At 42.0% G+C, this 16,303-nt stretch carries 13 protein-coding genes; 6 read left to right on the forward strand and 7 right to left on the reverse strand.

Annotated features, from left to right (window positions below):
- Window positions 1-105: 105 nt before the first annotated feature.
- A complete protein-coding gene (gene accD, locus BLP33_RS09655) occupies window positions 106-951 on the reverse strand; it encodes an acetyl-CoA carboxylase, carboxyltransferase subunit beta (RefSeq protein ID WP_090526961.1) in 846 nt (281 codons plus the stop codon).
- A gap of 269 nt (window positions 952-1,220) precedes the next feature.
- Between accD and fbaA the strand changes: the two genes are divergently transcribed.
- The 3 genes from fbaA (at window position 1,221) to BLP33_RS09670 (ending at window position 3,303) form a co-directional block, all read left to right on the forward strand.
- Window positions 1,221-2,300, forward strand: a complete 1,080-nt coding sequence (fbaA, locus tag BLP33_RS09660) for a class II fructose-bisphosphate aldolase (protein ID WP_090526963.1) — start codon at window positions 1,221-1,223, stop codon at window positions 2,298-2,300.
- Window positions 2,301-2,402: 102 nt separating this feature from the next.
- Window positions 2,403-2,921 carry a low affinity iron permease family protein gene (locus BLP33_RS09665; RefSeq protein WP_090527640.1) on the forward strand — a complete coding sequence of 173 codons (519 nt, stop codon included), beginning with the start codon at window positions 2,403-2,405 and terminating at the stop codon, window positions 2,919-2,921.
- A complete protein-coding gene (locus BLP33_RS09670; RefSeq protein ID WP_090526965.1) occupies window positions 2,878-3,303 on the forward strand; it encodes a GNAT family N-acetyltransferase in 426 nt (141 codons plus the stop codon). The genes BLP33_RS09665 and BLP33_RS09670 overlap by 44 nt, the downstream gene beginning before the upstream one ends.
- Before the next feature lie 248 nt (window positions 3,304-3,551).
- Here BLP33_RS09670 and BLP33_RS09675 read toward each other — a convergent pair whose 3' ends face one another.
- Together BLP33_RS09675 and BLP33_RS09680 are read right to left on the reverse strand one after the other, a co-directional pair.
- Window positions 3,552-3,905 carry a TfoX/Sxy family protein gene (locus BLP33_RS09675; RefSeq protein ID WP_090526967.1) on the reverse strand — a complete coding sequence of 118 codons (354 nt, stop codon included), beginning with the start codon at window positions 3,903-3,905 and terminating at the stop codon, window positions 3,552-3,554.
- Between the two features lie 83 nt (window positions 3,906-3,988).
- The gene (locus tag BLP33_RS09680) at window positions 3,989-4,975 is read right to left on the reverse strand and encodes an aldo/keto reductase (RefSeq protein WP_090526969.1); all 987 of its coding nucleotides are present in this window, start codon (window positions 4,973-4,975) and stop codon (window positions 3,989-3,991) included.
- 193 nt (window positions 4,976-5,168) lie between these two features.
- Here BLP33_RS09680 and BLP33_RS09685 point away from each other — a divergent pair, with 193 nt between their 5' ends.
- Both BLP33_RS09685 and BLP33_RS09690 read left to right on the forward strand, forming a co-directional pair.
- Complete coding sequence (locus tag BLP33_RS09685; protein ID WP_090526971.1) at window positions 5,169-5,519, forward strand: YciI family protein; 351 nt, start codon at window positions 5,169-5,171, stop codon at window positions 5,517-5,519.
- A 67-nt stretch (window positions 5,520-5,586) separates the two neighbouring features.
- Window positions 5,587-6,786 carry an RNA polymerase sigma factor gene (locus BLP33_RS09690; protein WP_254780091.1) on the forward strand — a complete coding sequence of 400 codons (1,200 nt, stop codon included), beginning with the start codon at window positions 5,587-5,589 and terminating at the stop codon, window positions 6,784-6,786.
- Window positions 6,787-6,942: 156 nt separating this feature from the next.
- On the opposite strand, the gene BLP33_RS09695 is transcribed toward BLP33_RS09690, so the two are convergent.
- The 4 genes from BLP33_RS09695 to BLP33_RS09710 form a co-directional block, all read right to left on the reverse strand.
- On the reverse strand, window positions 6,943-9,120 hold the full coding sequence (locus BLP33_RS09695; RefSeq protein WP_254780092.1) for a glycoside hydrolase family 3 protein: 2,178 nt from the start codon (window positions 9,118-9,120) through the stop codon (window positions 6,943-6,945).
- 11 nt (window positions 9,121-9,131) lie between these two features.
- Window positions 9,132-12,452, reverse strand: a complete 3,321-nt coding sequence (locus BLP33_RS09700) for a SusC/RagA family TonB-linked outer membrane protein (RefSeq protein ID WP_090526976.1) — start codon at window positions 12,450-12,452, stop codon at window positions 9,132-9,134.
- Between the two features lie 189 nt (window positions 12,453-12,641).
- Window positions 12,642-13,739 carry a FecR family protein gene (locus BLP33_RS09705; RefSeq protein ID WP_090526978.1) on the reverse strand — a complete coding sequence of 366 codons (1,098 nt, stop codon included), beginning with the start codon at window positions 13,737-13,739 and terminating at the stop codon, window positions 12,642-12,644.
- Between the two features lie 94 nt (window positions 13,740-13,833).
- A complete protein-coding gene (locus tag BLP33_RS09710; protein ID WP_090526980.1) occupies window positions 13,834-14,433 on the reverse strand; it encodes an RNA polymerase sigma-70 factor in 600 nt (199 codons plus the stop codon).
- A gap of 182 nt (window positions 14,434-14,615) precedes the next feature.
- Here BLP33_RS09710 and BLP33_RS09715 point away from each other — a divergent pair, with 182 nt between their 5' ends.
- Window positions 14,616-16,055, forward strand: a complete 1,440-nt coding sequence (locus BLP33_RS09715; RefSeq protein WP_090526982.1) for an alpha-L-fucosidase — start codon at window positions 14,616-14,618, stop codon at window positions 16,053-16,055.
- The last annotated feature ends 248 nt before the right edge of the window (window positions 16,056-16,303 follow it).

The following is a 16,303-nucleotide window of genomic DNA, read 5'->3' on the forward strand; positions in this document are numbered from 1 at the left end:
GCTTCGTCGTTCCTCCTCGCAATGACGATTTTCCAGAAGCTATAGCAAAAAATAAGGGATAAACATTTAAGCTTATCCCTTACCATATAAAGATTGATTATATCGTTAATTGGCCATCATCTTAATAAACGAAGCTAATTTTTCTTTCATTTCTCTTCTGTCGACAATGAAATCAAGGAAACCATGCTCCTGCACAAACTCGGCAGTCTGGAAACCCTTCGGGAGATCTTTTTTAATAGTTTCCTTAATTACCCTTGGCCCTGCAAAGCCTATCAGCGCGCCCGGTTCGGCAATGTTGATATCGCCTAGCATGGCGTATGATGCTGTTACGCCACCAGTGGTTGGATCGGTAAGTAAAGATATATAAGGGATTTTTGCCTGTGAAAGCAAGGCAAGCTTAGCCGATGTTTTAGCCATTTGCATCAGTGAAAATGCCGCTTCCATCATGCGCGCACCACCCGATTTTGAAATCATCAGGAACGGAACTTTATGTTGGATACAGTAATCAATAGAGCGGGCTATCTTTTCGCCAACTACCGATCCCATTGAGCCCCCAATAAAGTTAAAGTCCATACAGGCGATAACCAGGTCCTGACCGTCAATTTTACCGGCGCCTGCCCTTATTGCATCTTTTAAACCTGTTTTGTGCTGAGTTTCCTTAAGCCGGTCGGTGTATTTTTTGGTGTCTTCAAAATGAAGCGGATCACCGGATGTAAGCTCAGGAAAAAGCTCTGTAAACTCGTTATTATCAAATAGTACCGAAAAATATTCTTTTGAACCTATGCGCAGGTGGAAGCCACAGTAATGGCACACATATTGATTTTCTACCTGCTCAGAATAGTGTAAAGGTTTCTTACAATTAGGGCATTTATTCCAGATGCCATCGGGGGCTTCCTTCTTTTCCTCAGTAGTCGTAATTATCCCTTTCAACTCTCGTTTAAACCATGCCATATCTGTGTCTAACTCTTTCAATTGGGTACAAAGAAACAAAAAATATTAAACATGTGGTGCCGGTATATAAAAAGTTATAGGGGGCAAATTGTTTGCTTGAAAGTTTAATTACTTATTTAATGCTATTTTTGTAATAAAAGGATCGGATTGTTAATTAATTATATCATATTTTTAAATTAACCCTATTTTTACTACCGTTTTAATATACTTTTAAGATTGCTTATCCGAATTCAATAAATTTTATAACTTCGAGCCCCAAATAAACGCTAATGGATTTAAAAAATTATAGAGGTGTTCTGCACGGCGATCAGGTGCAGGAACTATTTGAAGCAGCAAAAAAGCACCAGTTTGCTTTACCGGCAGTAAACGTTATTGGTACTAATACTATCAATGCAGTTATGGAAACAGCTAAAGCTGTTAACTCTCCGGTTATTATTCAGCTGTCAAATGGCGGTGCACAGTTTTACGCCGGCAAATCATTGGATAATTCAAAACTTCAGGCCTGTATTTTAGGTGGTGTATCTGCTGCAAAGCATGTTCACCTGTTGGCTGAGCATTACGGCGTTGCGGTTATCCTGCATACAGACCATGCTGCCAAGAAATTGTTACCGTGGATTGATGGCCTCCTGGATCATGGCGAGAAATTTTTTGCCGAAACAGGCAAGCCTCTATTTTCATCGCACATGCTCGACCTTTCAGAAGAGCCTATTGAAGAGAATATCGAAATTTCGGCTAAATATCTCGAGCGTATGGCCAAAATGGGCATGACCCTTGAAATTGAGTTGGGTGTAACCGGCGGTGAAGAAGATGGTGTTGACAATTCTGATGTTGACAGCTCTCGTTTATATACCCAGCCAGAAGAGGTTTCTTATTCATATGAGCACCTTTTAAAAGTAAGCCCCCGTTTTACTGTAGCTGCTGCTTTTGGTAACGTTCATGGTGTGTACAAACCAGGTAATGTTAAGTTACAACCGGTTATCCTGCATAACTCACAGGAGTATGTTAAACAAAAATTTGGTTTAACTGCCGAAAAACCGATCAACTTTGTATTCCATGGTGGTTCTGGTTCAAGCCAGGAAGAAATCCGCGAAGCTATTTCATATGGTGCTATCAAAATGAATATTGATACCGATATGCAATGGGCTTACTGGGAAGGCATTAAAGATTACTATAAATCAAAAGAAGGATACCTGCAAAGCCAGATCGGTAGCCCGGATGGTGAGGATTCTCCAAACAAGAAATATTATGACCCGCGCGTTTGGTTACGCAAAGGTGAGGAAAACTTTGTAAAAAGGCTTTCTGTTGCCTTTGAAGACCTTAACTGTATCGACGTTTACAGCAAATTATAATATTCATCAGAAATTAACAAAGCGCCTGTACATTTGTTGTACAGGCGCTTTGTTGTTTACAGGCAGCTGGCGATTCCATTAAAAAAAGATAAAGTCTGCTATATGGTTGAAATTAATAAAAAGAAAAAGAATTTGTTTGAACGCTTTGCCAATTGGGCCACTATAGCCACGGGCAGTTCGGGCGCATTTATCACGGCTTTTGGTATCATCATTGTTTGGGGAATAACCGGACCATTATTCCATTATTCAGATACCTGGCAGTTGGTTATCAATACCGGTACTACTGTGGTTACTTTTCTGATGGTTTTTTTGATCCAAAAATCGCAAAATAAAGATTCGAAGGCTATACATTTGAAACTGAATGAGCTGCTTGCCTCGCACCAGGGGGCAAGTAACCGGATGGTTGATATTGAAGATATTACCGAAAAGGAGCTCGATCAATTGCATAAATTTTATGTGGAACTGGCCGGACTTGCCGAAGAGGAAGATGATATCACCTGTACGCACTCTATTGATGCGGCAAGAGAAAACCACACCACAAAACTCAATCATTTCAAAACAAAACCGCATTACATCAATGCCCGCAAAAATCATAGTAAAAAAAGTAACGGAGCAAGCTGATCTTGATATCGTGCATGCCATAAGGAGGGAAGTATTTGTAGTTGAACAAAATTGCCCTCCCGAGCTGGAATATGAACATGAAGATGTATCTCATCATTTTTTAGCTACCGTTGATGGAGAACCGGCCGGTGCCTGCCGCTGGCGTAAAACCGAAAATGGTTATAAGCTTGAGCGGTTTGCCGTATTGAAAACGTTCAGAGGATTTGGGATAGGAGGAGAGCTGGTTAAAGCGGTGTTAACTGATTTGCCGGCCGATGCGGATTATGTTTATCTTAATTCGCAAACCCACGCGGTACCTTTTTATGAAAAACTGGGTTTTGAAGCATCAGGGCCGGAGTTTGAAGAAGCCGGGATCAAACATTATAAAATGGTGAAGAAGTAAAACGTTGTCGTTTTGCAGCGACTATTTAAAAGTAAAGAAAGCGTTGTTGCTTCCTACCTGCCCATGACAAGTTAAAAAGGATGTCATGTTGAGGCTCTCGAAACATGGTGGGCGGGGCCTCTGCGCGCGAGTCTTCGATGGGCTTAGACTGACAGTTCAAAGTTTGTCATTACACCTTCAGGGGCCATCGGATTTAATCACTCAGACTGACTACTATGGTCGATAAACCAACGGTGAATAAATGAGGGTTATTTCTTTTTGGATTTCCTCTTTTTAGATGCTTCTGCCAGCGGATTAAATTCAAGGCACAAATTAATCCAGTAATTCAGCTGGTCGTTGGTTTGCAGGTTGAAGTCTTCAACATAAACATAGCCTTTCATTACTCTTTCGCCGCTTACCATTTGGTTACAGTTTCCTTTCTCAAGTTCAATAGCGGCTTGTTGTTCGCCAATGCGGCACAAAATGCTATTGTCGCGTACGCAAACACATAACTTATCATCTACCATAAAACAAACTCCCTGGAACATTTTCTTTTCTTCCACCACCGGAAGGTCCATTAATTCTTCGCGAATACGATCGGCCATTTGTTCGTTATATGCCATAAGGGTTTATATTTTTTCACGCAGAGGCGCCAAGACGGCAACGGAATCCGGCGTCTTAGCGCCTTAGTGAAATAAAATTACAATTAATTCTTATCAACAAATTTGTAATTAGCCTCATTATACCTGTCGCCGGTATCCGGGTATTTAGCTAAAACGGTTTCAATATCCTGTAAATCATTGGCTGTTAATTCCACATCAACCGAACCTGCATTGTCCAAAAGGTATTTTCTCCTCTTTGTTCCTGGAATAGGGATAATGTTATCGCCTTGTGCCAGCACCCAGGCAAGCGCCAACTGGGCAGGTGTGCAATTTTTTTGAGTGGCAAGCTTTGCAAACTCATGAGCCAGCCCCATGTTATTTTCGGCGTTGGCATCCTGATAACGGGGCAGGCTTTTCCTGAAATCGTTATCAGCCAGTTTGGTTACATCCAACGCGTTTGTTACCAAACCACGTACCAGTGGGCTGAATGGCACGAATGAAATCCCAAGCTCTTTGCAAACTGGTAATATCTCAGCCTCTACATCGCGCGTTAGCAAGGAATATTCACTTTGTAATGCGCTGATTGAATGCACCGCATGTGCACGACGGACAGAATTTGCCGAAGCTTCAGACAGGCCCAGGTATTTTACCTTACCTTCTTTTACCAGATCGGCCATGGCGCCAACCATGTCCTCAACAGGCACATTTGGGTCGATCCGGTGGGCGTAGTACAAGTCAATCACATCCGTTTTTAAGCGTTTTAAGCTCTGCTCAACCGCGGTTTTAAGATAAGTCGGCGAGCCGTCAAATTCAGTCAGCCTGCCATCGGCACCGGCCCTGAAACCAAATTTGGTGGCAATGAAGATCTTATCACGATTGGGTACCAATACCTTGGATACCAGTTCTTCATTTCGGCCATTGGCATAAACATCGGCCGTATCCCAAAAGTTAATACCTATTTCTATTGATTTTTCAAGGGTGGCTATTGATTCATCATCATCCGGCTGGCCGTAAGCATGGTTCATGCCCATACATCCCAGTCCAATGGCCGAAAGTTGTACTTCGGTTTTTCCTAATTTTCTGTATTTCATAACGTGGTAGTATTGTTGTACTATCAAAGTACGTGAAATTACAAAAGCACATCAACCTCAATTTATAAGTATTATGTAAGGTTATACATTGCAGATTAACTTTTTCTGGTTAATTTGAAAAAAAAATCGAGTGGTTGTCCAATTCAGCTAAACCTGATCGTCTTTTGGTTTTTAACCATTAAATTCAAAAAACATGAACGAGTTCTTATTGATCTTCAGAAGAGACGCAGAAGCCACTGCAGCAACGCGGTCGCCCGAGCAAATGCAAACCATGATGAATTACTGGCGCGAATGGATTGGCGGGATTGCCGCGCAAAACAAACTGGTTGCTGTAGGCAACAGGTTGGATACCGCCGGCAGCGTAGTAAAACCTGACAATGTGGTAACAGACGGACCTTATGTTGAGGTTAAGGAAGCCATAGGCGGTTACAGTATTATCAAAGCGTCATCGCTGGAAGAAGCCACGGAGTTATCAAAGGGCTGCCCGATCCTGTCGGTAGGGGGAAGTGTTGAGGTGCGTCCTATCATCCCAATGGAAATTTAATTGATTTGCGGCCTCCCATATACGGGAGGCTGCTTGTTTTATGCAGCAAGATCAGCTTCTACCACATTTGTTCCGCTCCGAGTATCAAAAGATAATCGCGGTATTATGCCGTTATTTCGGCTTTGAACATATAGAAGCCGCCGAAGATATTGCCAGTGATACTTTCCTCACTGCTGCCGAAACATGGGGGATCAAAGGGTTGCCGGATAACCCTAAAGCATGGTTATATACTGTGGCCCGCAATAAAGCAACCGATTATGTAAGGCGTGGCTCCAGGTTTAAGCAAAAAATAGCCGAAGGGGTTGTTGCAGAGGATAATTACGATGTAGAGATCGATCTTTCTGACCAAAATATTAGCGACAGCCAGCTGCAAATGATGTTTGCTATTTGTCACCCGGTATTGCCGGCCGAGGCGCAGATTGGCCTGGCGTTACGTATCCTTTGCGGTTTCGGAATTGATGAAATTGCGGAGGCTTTCTTATCAAATAAAGAAACCATTAACAAACGTCTGTTCAGGGCTAAGGAAAAGCTTCGGGAACAAAAAGTAAAGATCGTTTTTCCTGAACCGGCTGATATTATTAACCGGCTGGGCATCGTACTGAAAACTTTATACCTGCTGTTTAATGAGGGCTATTACTCCAGCTGCCAGAGCACTACATTGCGAAAAGATTTGTGTTTAGAAGCCATGCGGCTTAACTATCTCCTTATAGAAAACAAGCAAACCAACCTGCCCGAGGTGAATGCCTTGTTATCATTGATGTGTTTTCATGCTTCAAGGTTTGATGCCCGGGTAGATGAACATGGCGAAATGATCCGCTATGATGACCAGGACAGAATGCTTTGGAATGATGATTTGATAGTAAAAGGACGATACTACCTAAACCTTGCCTCAAAAAAAGGAAACGACGCCGGTAAATATCATATTGAAGCTGCTATAGCTTATTGGCATACCGTTAAAACTGATACTACCGAAAAGTGGGAAAATATATTAATGCTCTACAATAGGTTACTTATCGCTGCTTATTCGCCCGCGGCTGCGTTGAACCGGGCTTATGCCCTGGCAAAGGTAAAAGGGAAGGAGAATGCCATTATTGAGGCCGAAAAGTTAAAATTGGATACTAATCATTTGTACCATGTGCTGCTTGGTTACTTGTATACAGGGGTAGATCGTAAAAAGGCAGTATCGCATTTGCAAACTGCCCTGAAACTGGCTAAGACCGCTACAGATAAAAGTAGAATTATGAAGGATTTAGAGGCTTTACTGTGAGTTAGTTATAAAAAAAACGTCATTGCGAGGAACGAAGCAATCCCCGATAAGCAGGTTCGCCTGTATAGCTTGGGATTGCTTCGTTCCACGCAATGACACCTTTAAGTATTACCAGACTTACGAAGTTTTTAAAACTTCGTAAGTCTTTATTAGTTTTTAATTAGATATCTTGAAATCAGCTACCAACTTTTCATCGGCCGAGCTGCTGCCCAGTACTAATTTGTAGCTGCCGGGATAAAGCTTCCATTTGTGTGTGGCAAGGTCCCATTTCTGTAAATCCTGAACAGGGATTTTCAAAGTAACGGTACCTTCTTTATCCTGCTCCAGGCTGATGCGTTTAAAGCTTTTCAATTCTTTAACCGGCATCCTGTCGATGTTGGGATATTTAATATACGCCTGCACTACTTCATCGCCATTAAATTTACCGGCGTTTTTAACGTTTACTGTTACTGCAAGGGTATCGGCTTTTTTATAGGTAGTTTTTAATTTACTGCCCAGGGTGTAGTTAAACGACGTATAGCTTAAACCAAAACCAAAAGGATATTGCACCGGGCCGGTATAGTAACGGTAGGTGCGGTTTTTCATATTGTAATCGCTGTAATCAGGCAGGTCGCTCATATCTTTATAAAAAGTAAGCGGCAGGTGACCAGATGGCGAAACTTCGCCAAAAATAATATCAGCTAAAGCGTTACCGCCCTGTTCGCCGGGGTACCAGGCAAATATAATGGCATCGGCATAAGGCTCAATAGCGGATATATCAACATCGCTGCCTGCGGTAATTACTGCTACAAGGGGCTTGTTTTTTACACTTTTGCGCAGTTCTTTCATAAAGGCAATTTCGCTGGCAGGCAGGCTCAGGTTTTTTTTATCGCCGCCGCTTTCAGATAGGAAAGCATCGCCTGCTTCGCCTTCCAAAACGGGGGAGAGGCCTATCACAGCAATGGTAGCATCAGCATTACCCGCAGCCCAGGTGCCGCCAAAATGGGTGGTATCTTTATAGTCGCACCCTAAATCATACTCAACACGGGTTGCCTTATCAACAGCGCCGGTAATGCCCTCAACAAAATTGATCACCTTGCTGCTGGTGCCGTGGTAATTAGCTATCATGGCGTCGAGCGAGGCCGCGTTTGGCCCAACCACCATAATGCTGGAGTAGCTGCTTTTTTTGAATGGCAAAACATTGTTGTTGTTCTTTAACAATACCATACTTTGCTGGGCCACTTTACGGGCCAAAGCCAAATGTTGTTCATTGTGAACACTGTCGGCCCCGTAACCATGATAAGGATTAGCGGCCGGATCGTCATAAAAACCCAGTTTAAATTCGGTGCGTAAGATAGCGCTCAAGGCCTGGTCAACATCTTTTTCGGTAAGTAAACCTTGTTTAATGGCCTTGATACCATCGTTCTGCAAAATGGATGAGCAATCCAGGTCAACACCAGCCTTGATGGCAGCAGCAGCTACTTCAACCGCAGTTGGTAGTGTTTTGTGGGTAAGGTACACATCATCCAGGGCACCACAGTCGGTTACTACATGGCCGTTAAAGCCCCATTCTTTCCGCAGAATGTCGGTAAGTAGCATTTTATTGATAGAGTTTGGTACACCGTTAACACGGTTGTAGGCGCTCATTACCGATTCAACGTGGTTTTTAACCAGTTCGTGAAAAGCATACAGGTAGGTTTCGCGAAGGTCTTTTTCATCAACCTTAGCGTCAAATTTATCGCGGGTGGCTTCGGGGCCGCTGTGTACGGCAAAGTGTTTGGCCGTGGCAGATGTTTTCAGGTATTTAGGATCATCGCCCTGCAAACCTTTAACAAAAGCTGAGCCCATACGGCCGGTCAGGAAAGGGTCTTCGCCATAAGTTTCCTGCCCGCGTCCCCAGCGCGGATCGCGGAAAATATTGATGTTGGGCGTCCAAAAGGTAAGTCCCATGTATTGCAGGTGCCTGTCTTGTGCAATGGCCAGGTTATATTTTGCACGGGCTTCAGTTGATATTGCCGTTGATACCTGTTTTAACAGATCTTCATTAAATGTAGCCGACATCCCGATAGCCTGTGGGAATATGGTAGCTTCACCGGCACGGGCTACGCCATGCAAAGCCTCGTTCCACCAGTTATAGGCAGGGATGCCTAAACGTGGCACGGCCTGGCTGCGGTAGCCTAATAAGGAGATTTTTTCTTCGATGGTTAATTTCGATAAAAGATCTTTTACGCGTGAATCAATCGATTGCGAACCGTCTTTATAAAAAGGAGCTTGTGCATTTGCGGTAGAAAATTTTAGTAATGCCGTAAGCATTACCAAACAACATAGGAGTTTGTGTTTTATGGTGGAAGCCATTTTTAGATGATTTATTTTTTGAGTTTAAAGTTAATATTTATTCCATAAGTATGGGTTGGCGGAAGGCTTGCTCCCTCGATTCCGGCATATTTTATATCCGGCGAAAATCCAGATTCCGGATCGATATTGGCCGAGCGCTTCATGATGGTCCAGAGGTTTCTGCCTACCAGTGAAAAGGTTATGCCTTCAAACGGTGTTTTATTAAGAAAGCCCTTTGAAAAAGTATAGCCAAAAGTAACCTGCCGTAATTTAATAAACCTGCCGTCAAGCACATTTAATGCAGATACATTTTGGGCCAGCGCTTGGTAGTAGTTTTGCGCAGGTACAGCAATGGTATTCCTTTCACCATTGGCGTTTACGCCATCGCCAACAACGCCGTTTTCCCTGCCTGCAAGGGTAAGCTGGTTAAAGCCCCTGTAAATGCTATTATAATTTGTAGCCGATAATATTTTGTTGCCAAAACGGTAATCGATCAAAAATGAGAGACTTAGTTTGCCAAATGCGAAATTGTTGTTTAATCCGCCGTATATATTAGGTACCGCGCTACCCATAGGTACACGGGGGCCGGCCATGGGTAAACCATTTTCGTCGAAAATGATCTGTCCTTTATCGTTTCTAAGGTAATCGTTGGCCATAATCTGGGGACCTGGCAAGCCTTTAACCAGTGCTGTAGCGGCATTTAGCGGGCGGTAAGTACCGAAGCTTATGTTAGCCGACTCGGGAGTACCGTCTGTTTGAAGGATCTTGTTTTGTACATAGGTAAAATTAAACGATGGCGACCAGTTAAAACTCGTTGTTTTAACAGGAGTGCCGCTTAGCTCAATTTCAATGCCGTTGTTTTGGGTTGAGCCCGTAGGGATAAACCGCCGTGCAAAACCGGTTGCCAGATCAAGGTCTCCTTTAATGATCTCATTTTTTGTTTTACGGTGAAAATAGGCTACATCAATTCCAAGCCTGCCATTTAAAAATTTAAGCTCGGTGCCGGCTTCCATTTCGGTAAGCGTGTAAGGCTTAAGGAATAAATTGGGCAGGCTGTCGCTGAAACTCCCGATGGCAACACCGTTTATTGAATAATTTGTTGTGTAGTATTGGGTTGTTACATATGCATCAGTTGGCTCGCCGCTCGTTTGCGCATACGATAACCTTAATTTTCCGAAGTCAAGGCTGGGGATATGAACGAGATCGGAAAATAAAAGACTTGCCGATACCGAAGGCGTAAAGATACTCCGGTTATCACTTGGCAACGTGGAGTAGGTATCGTAGCGGCCGGTAGTAGTTATTGTTAAATAGTCTCTTAATGAAAAATCAACAGCATAATAGCTTGAATGCGTTTCGGTACTATTATAGTTGTAATTGCTGTTTTTGATGTTCAAATTATTATAGCTATAAAAATATGGTATAATGAATGGGCCTCCAAAAAGCTTCGTGTATTCGTATGTGTTTTTACGTAGGTTAGTCCCTGCAGATATGTCAAAACTCAGCACTTTAGCAATAATGTCATGTTTGGCACCTATTAGCAGGTCACTGTTTAGTTCAGATCGTCGCGTGTTTGACTGTTCATCAAGTCCTCCCATTCCGCCGGCGTAATAAGCGGTTCCGGTTGGGGTAACCGTTTTTCGTTTATCGTAAAGGATGTCGTTACCTAACCTCAACTGTGCATACATCCAATTATTGAAATTGTATTTACCCGATAATGCGGCTATTAAGCGGTTACGGTTTACATCATTAATAAACCGATTAACGGTAAAATAAGGGTTTGTAGTAAAGGTGTCGCTATTCCATCTTATTTCACTGCCATCTGGGGCATAACCCGGCGCAAGGATAGCCTGATCTTCGTTGGCTGCCAGGTATTGAATGTTATTTACATTAAAAGGCCCATCGCTCAGGTTGGGTTTTAAATTAGAAGTTTCGTTGATAAAATTAGCTACAACATTAATATTCAGTTTTTTGGTAACATTTTGACTTGCCGATAAGTTGAACGTTTTGCGATTGAGATCACTGTTACGCACTATTGAGCCGTTGCTAAGGTTTGATAACGACAACCGGAAATTACCATTGTCGTTACCGCCGCTAAATGCAGCAGTGTTGGTAAAAGTATAACCTTGCCGGTAAAACTTACTGATATTATTTTTTACGGCGGAGTAGGGGTAATATTCGCCATCAAACTGAATTGTGGGTTTACCATCCAGTTTTTCACCCCAGCCATAGTTGCCTGAGGATATTGCATTGGTTACGGTAGTCGGCCTTATCCCATACAAACCCTGGCCGTATTGTGTTTGATAATCAAAGGTATTAATTGCCTTATCAGTTTGGTAATTGGTATTAAACTCAACACCAAATGGAGTGTTTTTTTTTCCTGTTTTGGTAGTTATTAAAATTACGCCATTGGCCGCTCGCGCTCCGTAAAGTGCCGATGCCGCCTGGCCCTTTAAAACGGTCATATTTTCAACATCGTCGGGATTTATATTGCTGATGCCATCGCCAAAGTCGGCCCCGCCCCATTCATTGGCCGATCCCCTTTGGGTATTATCCATGGGCACACCATTAATAATAAAGAGTGGCGCGCTTGCACCAAAACTTGTAACGCCTCTTAGTAAAATACGCGCAGAAGATCCTGGTCCGCCGTTTATGCCATTGATACTTAAACCTGCTACGCGCCCCTCCAACGAGTATGCTACATTTGATTCCTTGGCTTTATCAAGCACCTCACCACTAATAGTAGTTACTGAATAACCCACCTTTTTTTGTTCCTTGTTAATGCCAAGTGCCGTTACAACCACTTCGTTTAGCACGTTACTTACCGTAAGCGAAATAGTTACCGGTACAGCGCCAATAAGTTTTACCTCTTTTGTAACGTAGCCTACGAAACTCACTATCAATGTTGACCCGGAGGGTACTTCAAGCAAAAACGCCCCCTTCGCGTCGGTGAGTGAGCCCATGGTTGAACCTCTTACCCTAACTGTAGCGCCTGCAAGCGGCGCGCCATTCTCATCAACAACAACGCCCGTTACTTTAACTACATTAACTATTTCATCAATCGGGGCAATTACTATCAGGTGATTGGCAAGCTCGGTATAAGCGAAGCCCGAATTGGCCAAAATTTTATCTAAAATACTTTTAACATCTTCATTATCAGAATCTATGTCAACTTTGTTTAAAGCAGGGATTTTTCTTTCACTATAAACAAAATGATAAATGCTTTGATGTTCGATTGCTGAGATCACCTTTTTAAAATCGGCCGATTTTAAATTGATAGTGACGCGGGTTTGTGAATATACAGTTAATATAGCCAGTAAATTGAAGAATAATATTAACGTAAACCGTATTTTCATTTATACTGATAACCTAAACCTGTCGCCGACATCCATTGGGGATGCCTAAATTTACATAAATTTTATAATTAGCACAGGTAATAGTGTAAAATGACCGAATTGGTAGGTAACAATTACGAATATTGTAAAGCCACAGCCAAGCCAACTGATGGGAACAAATGTACTGATAACTAACTGTAGAATTATCAGTTAATAGATATAAATAGCGGCATTTTTAATTTTATAATGAAAATCTTCGGTAATGCGTAATGCGTCAAGAGCCTGAGTAATGGATTCTTTTTCATAAGTGCCGCTGAAACGGTACTTTTTCATTTCATCATTTTTAAATTTGATCTCAACACCATACCAGCGTTCCATGCGCATGGCGAGGTCGGCAAAGCTTTCATCCCTGAAAATGAGTTTATTCTGTGTCCACGAAGTCTCTAAAATGGCACTGTCGTCCTGGTGAAGACGGGTAAAGCTGGTTAAGACATATTGCGTACCGGCACTGCTGTCGGTAGCTGGTGAAAGCTTAGCCTGGTTTTTACGTACAGTAGTAAACGAGCCCTTTTTAACAATCAGTTTTTCGCTTGGTTTTAAAATAATCCTGTCCGATGGCCGGTCGTCAAGGGTAACTTCAATGGCGCCCCTGATCAGGGTTGTTTCACTTGACGGATCATCGGGGTATGATTTAACGTTAAAAGCGGTACCCAGCACCTTAATGTTCATTTTTTCGGTATGGATAATGAACGGATGTTCATGATCTTTATGTACATCAAAAAAGGCTTCGCCGCTTAAATAAACTTCGCGGGTTTTGCCTGTGAAGTTTGTTGGATATCTTAACGAACTTTGCGAATTAAGGGTGATACGCGTACCGTCGGTTAATACAATGGTTGATTTATCGCGGGCAGAAGTGTTTTTATTTTGCCAGGCGCCGGATGTTGCGCTTGCAATTCCGTGGCCCAAAGTAACTGTTTTTGAATAAAAAAGGTACGCGCAACCTGCTATTAGAACAACAGCGGCCGCAGCACGCCAAAGATAATGCATCGTGCCCTTTTTAACGGGGTTAATGGCCGTTGCAGGTTCAATAACTTCCTGTGCTTTAATTTTTGACTTTATTTTTTGAAAGGCGAGGGCATTGTCGGCATATTGGGCATCGCTATGTTTCCAGTAAGCAGAAAGGGCTTCGTATTGTTCACGAAGGGAAGCATCATTAGCTAAGCAACGCTGAAATTCATTATTTTCATCAGAGCTGATTTCATTCGACAGTTTTTTGCCCACCAGCTCTATAAATTTATCATTGCCCATCGTATAATTGCATCCTTATTTATGATAGGACAACTTATTTAGGTTAATTACTTACAAGGTTAAAAAAAATAATTGAAAATTACAATTGTGCTTCCTAAAATGTTGATTGTATTGGTTTTAATACAGCTTCGTGGTGCTTGTTATATTGTGTCAAAACGACACTAAGCTTCTTGATCGCTCTGAAAAGTTGCGTTTGTACTGTACGGGGCGAAATATTAAGAATTTCGGCCACTTCCTTATACTTCATACCATCCTCTTTTATCAGCCTGAAAACAATGCGGCATTGTTGCGGTAAACCGGCTATGGCCTGGTCCATCCTAAAAATAAGCTCTTTGTTTTCAATTTCTTTTTGGGGATTATAGGTATTTACAAATTCTACCGAATTGGTTTCTTCAATTTGTACAAGATGAATGGTTGAGTATTTTTTGATGTGGTTTAGCGACTGGTTTTTTACCGCTACAAACAGGTAGGTTTCGGGGTTTTGAATTTCGATGAGGTTTTTACGGTTAAGCCAACACTTTACAAACACATCTGACACTATCTCTTCGGCAATTTCCCGTTGATGTACGTATAACACACAAAATTTAATGAGCGAGTTGTTAAGGATATGGAAAAACAGCTCAAAAGCATTCTCATCATCATTATTACAAATGAGTTTCCATAATTTCAGCGTATCAACTTTTCTGTCTCTCAAACCGAAGGATTTTTAATTAATCAACTAAATTTAAAACTTAATAATGGTGTAACAATAATAACATATTAATACCAAAAAATAAAATTTTATGATGTAAGTTGCGATGTTTTTTAAAAAATTTTAAAAAGTGTGTAAGCAATACACCATATAAAATTGTCAGTAATTAATAAAATAATAGCTTGATGAAACGATTATTTACAGTATTTCTTTTGGTTTTGGGTGGCTTTGAAGTGTTTGGACAACAGCACAATATGTCAAAACAATATGTTCCTGCCGGCGACCCTGCAGTTGAGCAAAAAATTGCAAACTGGCAGGATCTCAAGTTCGGTTTATTTATGCATTGGGGTACGTACAGCCAGTGGGGTGTAGTTGAAAGCTGGAGTATTTGCCCCGAGGATGAAGGCTGGACACAACGCCGCGGTCCGTACGGCGCTACCTATAATGGTTATAAGGCGGCATACGAAAATCTCCAAACAACTTTTAACCCAACCAAATTCAATCCCGAAAAATGGGTAAAGGCGGCCAAAGATGCCGGAATGAAATATGTGATTTTCACTACCAAGCACCACGATGGCTTTTGCATGTTTGATACCAAAGAAACCGATTATAAGATCACCAGCAGCAAAACACCTTTTTCAAGCAATCCAAGGAGCAATGTAACTAAGGAGATCTTCAACGCTTTCCGTAAAGATAACTTTATGATTGGCGCTTACTTTTCAAAGCCCGACTGGCACACCGAAAATTACTGGTGGCCATACTTCCCGCCTAAAGATCGTAACGTAAATTACGATCCGAAAAAATATCCTGAACGCTGGCAAAAGTTTAAAGATTTTACCTATAACCAGATCAGCGAGCTCATGAGCGATTATGGCAAGGTTGATATTTTATGGCTTGATGGGGGATGGGTACGCCCGAAAAGCAGTGTTGATACTACCATAGAATGGCAGCGAGGAATTAAGTTTGACCAGGATATTGACATGCCAAGAATAGCCGCTATGGGCAGGCAAAAGCAACCAGGCTTGATTGTGGTTGATCGTACCGTTGCAGGCAAATATGAAAACTACACTACTCCCGAACAGGAAGTACCCGAAGTACCGCTTGATCATCCCTGGGAGAGCTGCATAACCATGGGTAATTCATGGAGCTATGTTCCCGGCGATCATTATAAATCGGTACAGCAAATAGTTCAGTTGTTGGTGAAGATCGTATCGCGCGGTGGTAACCTGCTCATGAATATTGGCCCCGGCCCTGATGGTGATTGGGATCCGGTTGCCTATGAACGCCTGCAAGGTATTAGCAATTGGATGAAAATCAACGGTGAAGGTATTTATGCCAGCCAGTCGGTTGCACCATATTCAACAGGTAATATATACTATACGAAAGCTAAAAACAGCAACACTATTTATGCCTTCGCTTTGAGTGATCAGGAAAAGGTGGTTTTACCTGCTACAGTATCTATAAAATTAAAGGATATAAAAAGGGTAAAGAAAGTGACCTTGCTTGGCAGCACTCAAAGCCTTAAATGGAAACGGGTGACTGATGGTATTGATATCAGTATTCCGGCAAAATTACAACAAGCGAGCGGGCTTAATGAAGCGGCCGGTTTTAAAATAGTTTATTAATATTTCATAACAACCAAATAACCACAATGTCATTTCGACGAATAGGGTAGGGCTAAGAAAGGCGAGGAGAAATCTTGTACAAGCGACGGGCAAATTTACAGGGTGTACAAGATTTCTCCTGATTACTACCACATACGCCTTGTATACTCGTCTAAATGACAATTATACCGACAAAATCCCATATTATATAGCCAAGTTTTTACAGCTAAAATGATTTTGCAGTTTTTAATTTTGATCATCCATCCAAC

It is taken from the genome of Mucilaginibacter sp. NFR10 (genome assembly GCF_900100445.1).
Lineage (GTDB): Bacteria > Bacteroidota > Bacteroidia > Sphingobacteriales > Sphingobacteriaceae > Mucilaginibacter > Mucilaginibacter rubeus.

What these genes read in the sequence shown, in the direction of transcription:
- accD (WP_090526961.1), bottom strand. Translation starts at nt 951, where the DNA reads ATGGCATGGTTTAAACGAGAGTTGAAAGGGATAATTACGACTACTGAG.
- fbaA (WP_090526963.1), top strand. Translation starts at nt 1,221, where the DNA reads ATGGATTTAAAAAATTATAGAGGTGTTCTGCACGGCGATCAGGTGCAG.
- BLP33_RS09665 (WP_090527640.1), top strand. Translation starts at nt 2,403, where the DNA reads ATGGTTGAAATTAATAAAAAGAAAAAGAATTTGTTTGAACGCTTTGCC.
- BLP33_RS09670 (WP_090526965.1), top strand. Translation starts at nt 2,878, where the DNA reads ATGCCCGCAAAAATCATAGTAAAAAAAGTAACGGAGCAAGCTGATCTT.
- BLP33_RS09675 (WP_090526967.1), bottom strand. Translation starts at nt 3,905, where the DNA reads ATGGCATATAACGAACAAATGGCCGATCGTATTCGCGAAGAATTAATG.
- BLP33_RS09680 (WP_090526969.1), bottom strand. Translation starts at nt 4,975, where the DNA reads ATGAAATACAGAAAATTAGGAAAAACCGAAGTACAACTTTCGGCCATT.
- BLP33_RS09685 (WP_090526971.1), top strand. Translation starts at nt 5,169, where the DNA reads ATGAACGAGTTCTTATTGATCTTCAGAAGAGACGCAGAAGCCACTGCA.
- BLP33_RS09695 (WP_254780092.1), bottom strand. Translation starts at nt 9,120, where the DNA reads ATGGCTTCCACCATAAAACACAAACTCCTATGTTGTTTGGTAATGCTT.
- BLP33_RS09700 (WP_090526976.1), bottom strand. Translation starts at nt 12,452, where the DNA reads ATGAAAATACGGTTTACGTTAATATTATTCTTCAATTTACTGGCTATA.
- BLP33_RS09705 (WP_090526978.1), bottom strand. Translation starts at nt 13,739, where the DNA reads ATGGGCAATGATAAATTTATAGAGCTGGTGGGCAAAAAACTGTCGAAT.
- BLP33_RS09715 (WP_090526982.1), top strand. Translation starts at nt 14,616, where the DNA reads ATGAAACGATTATTTACAGTATTTCTTTTGGTTTTGGGTGGCTTTGAA.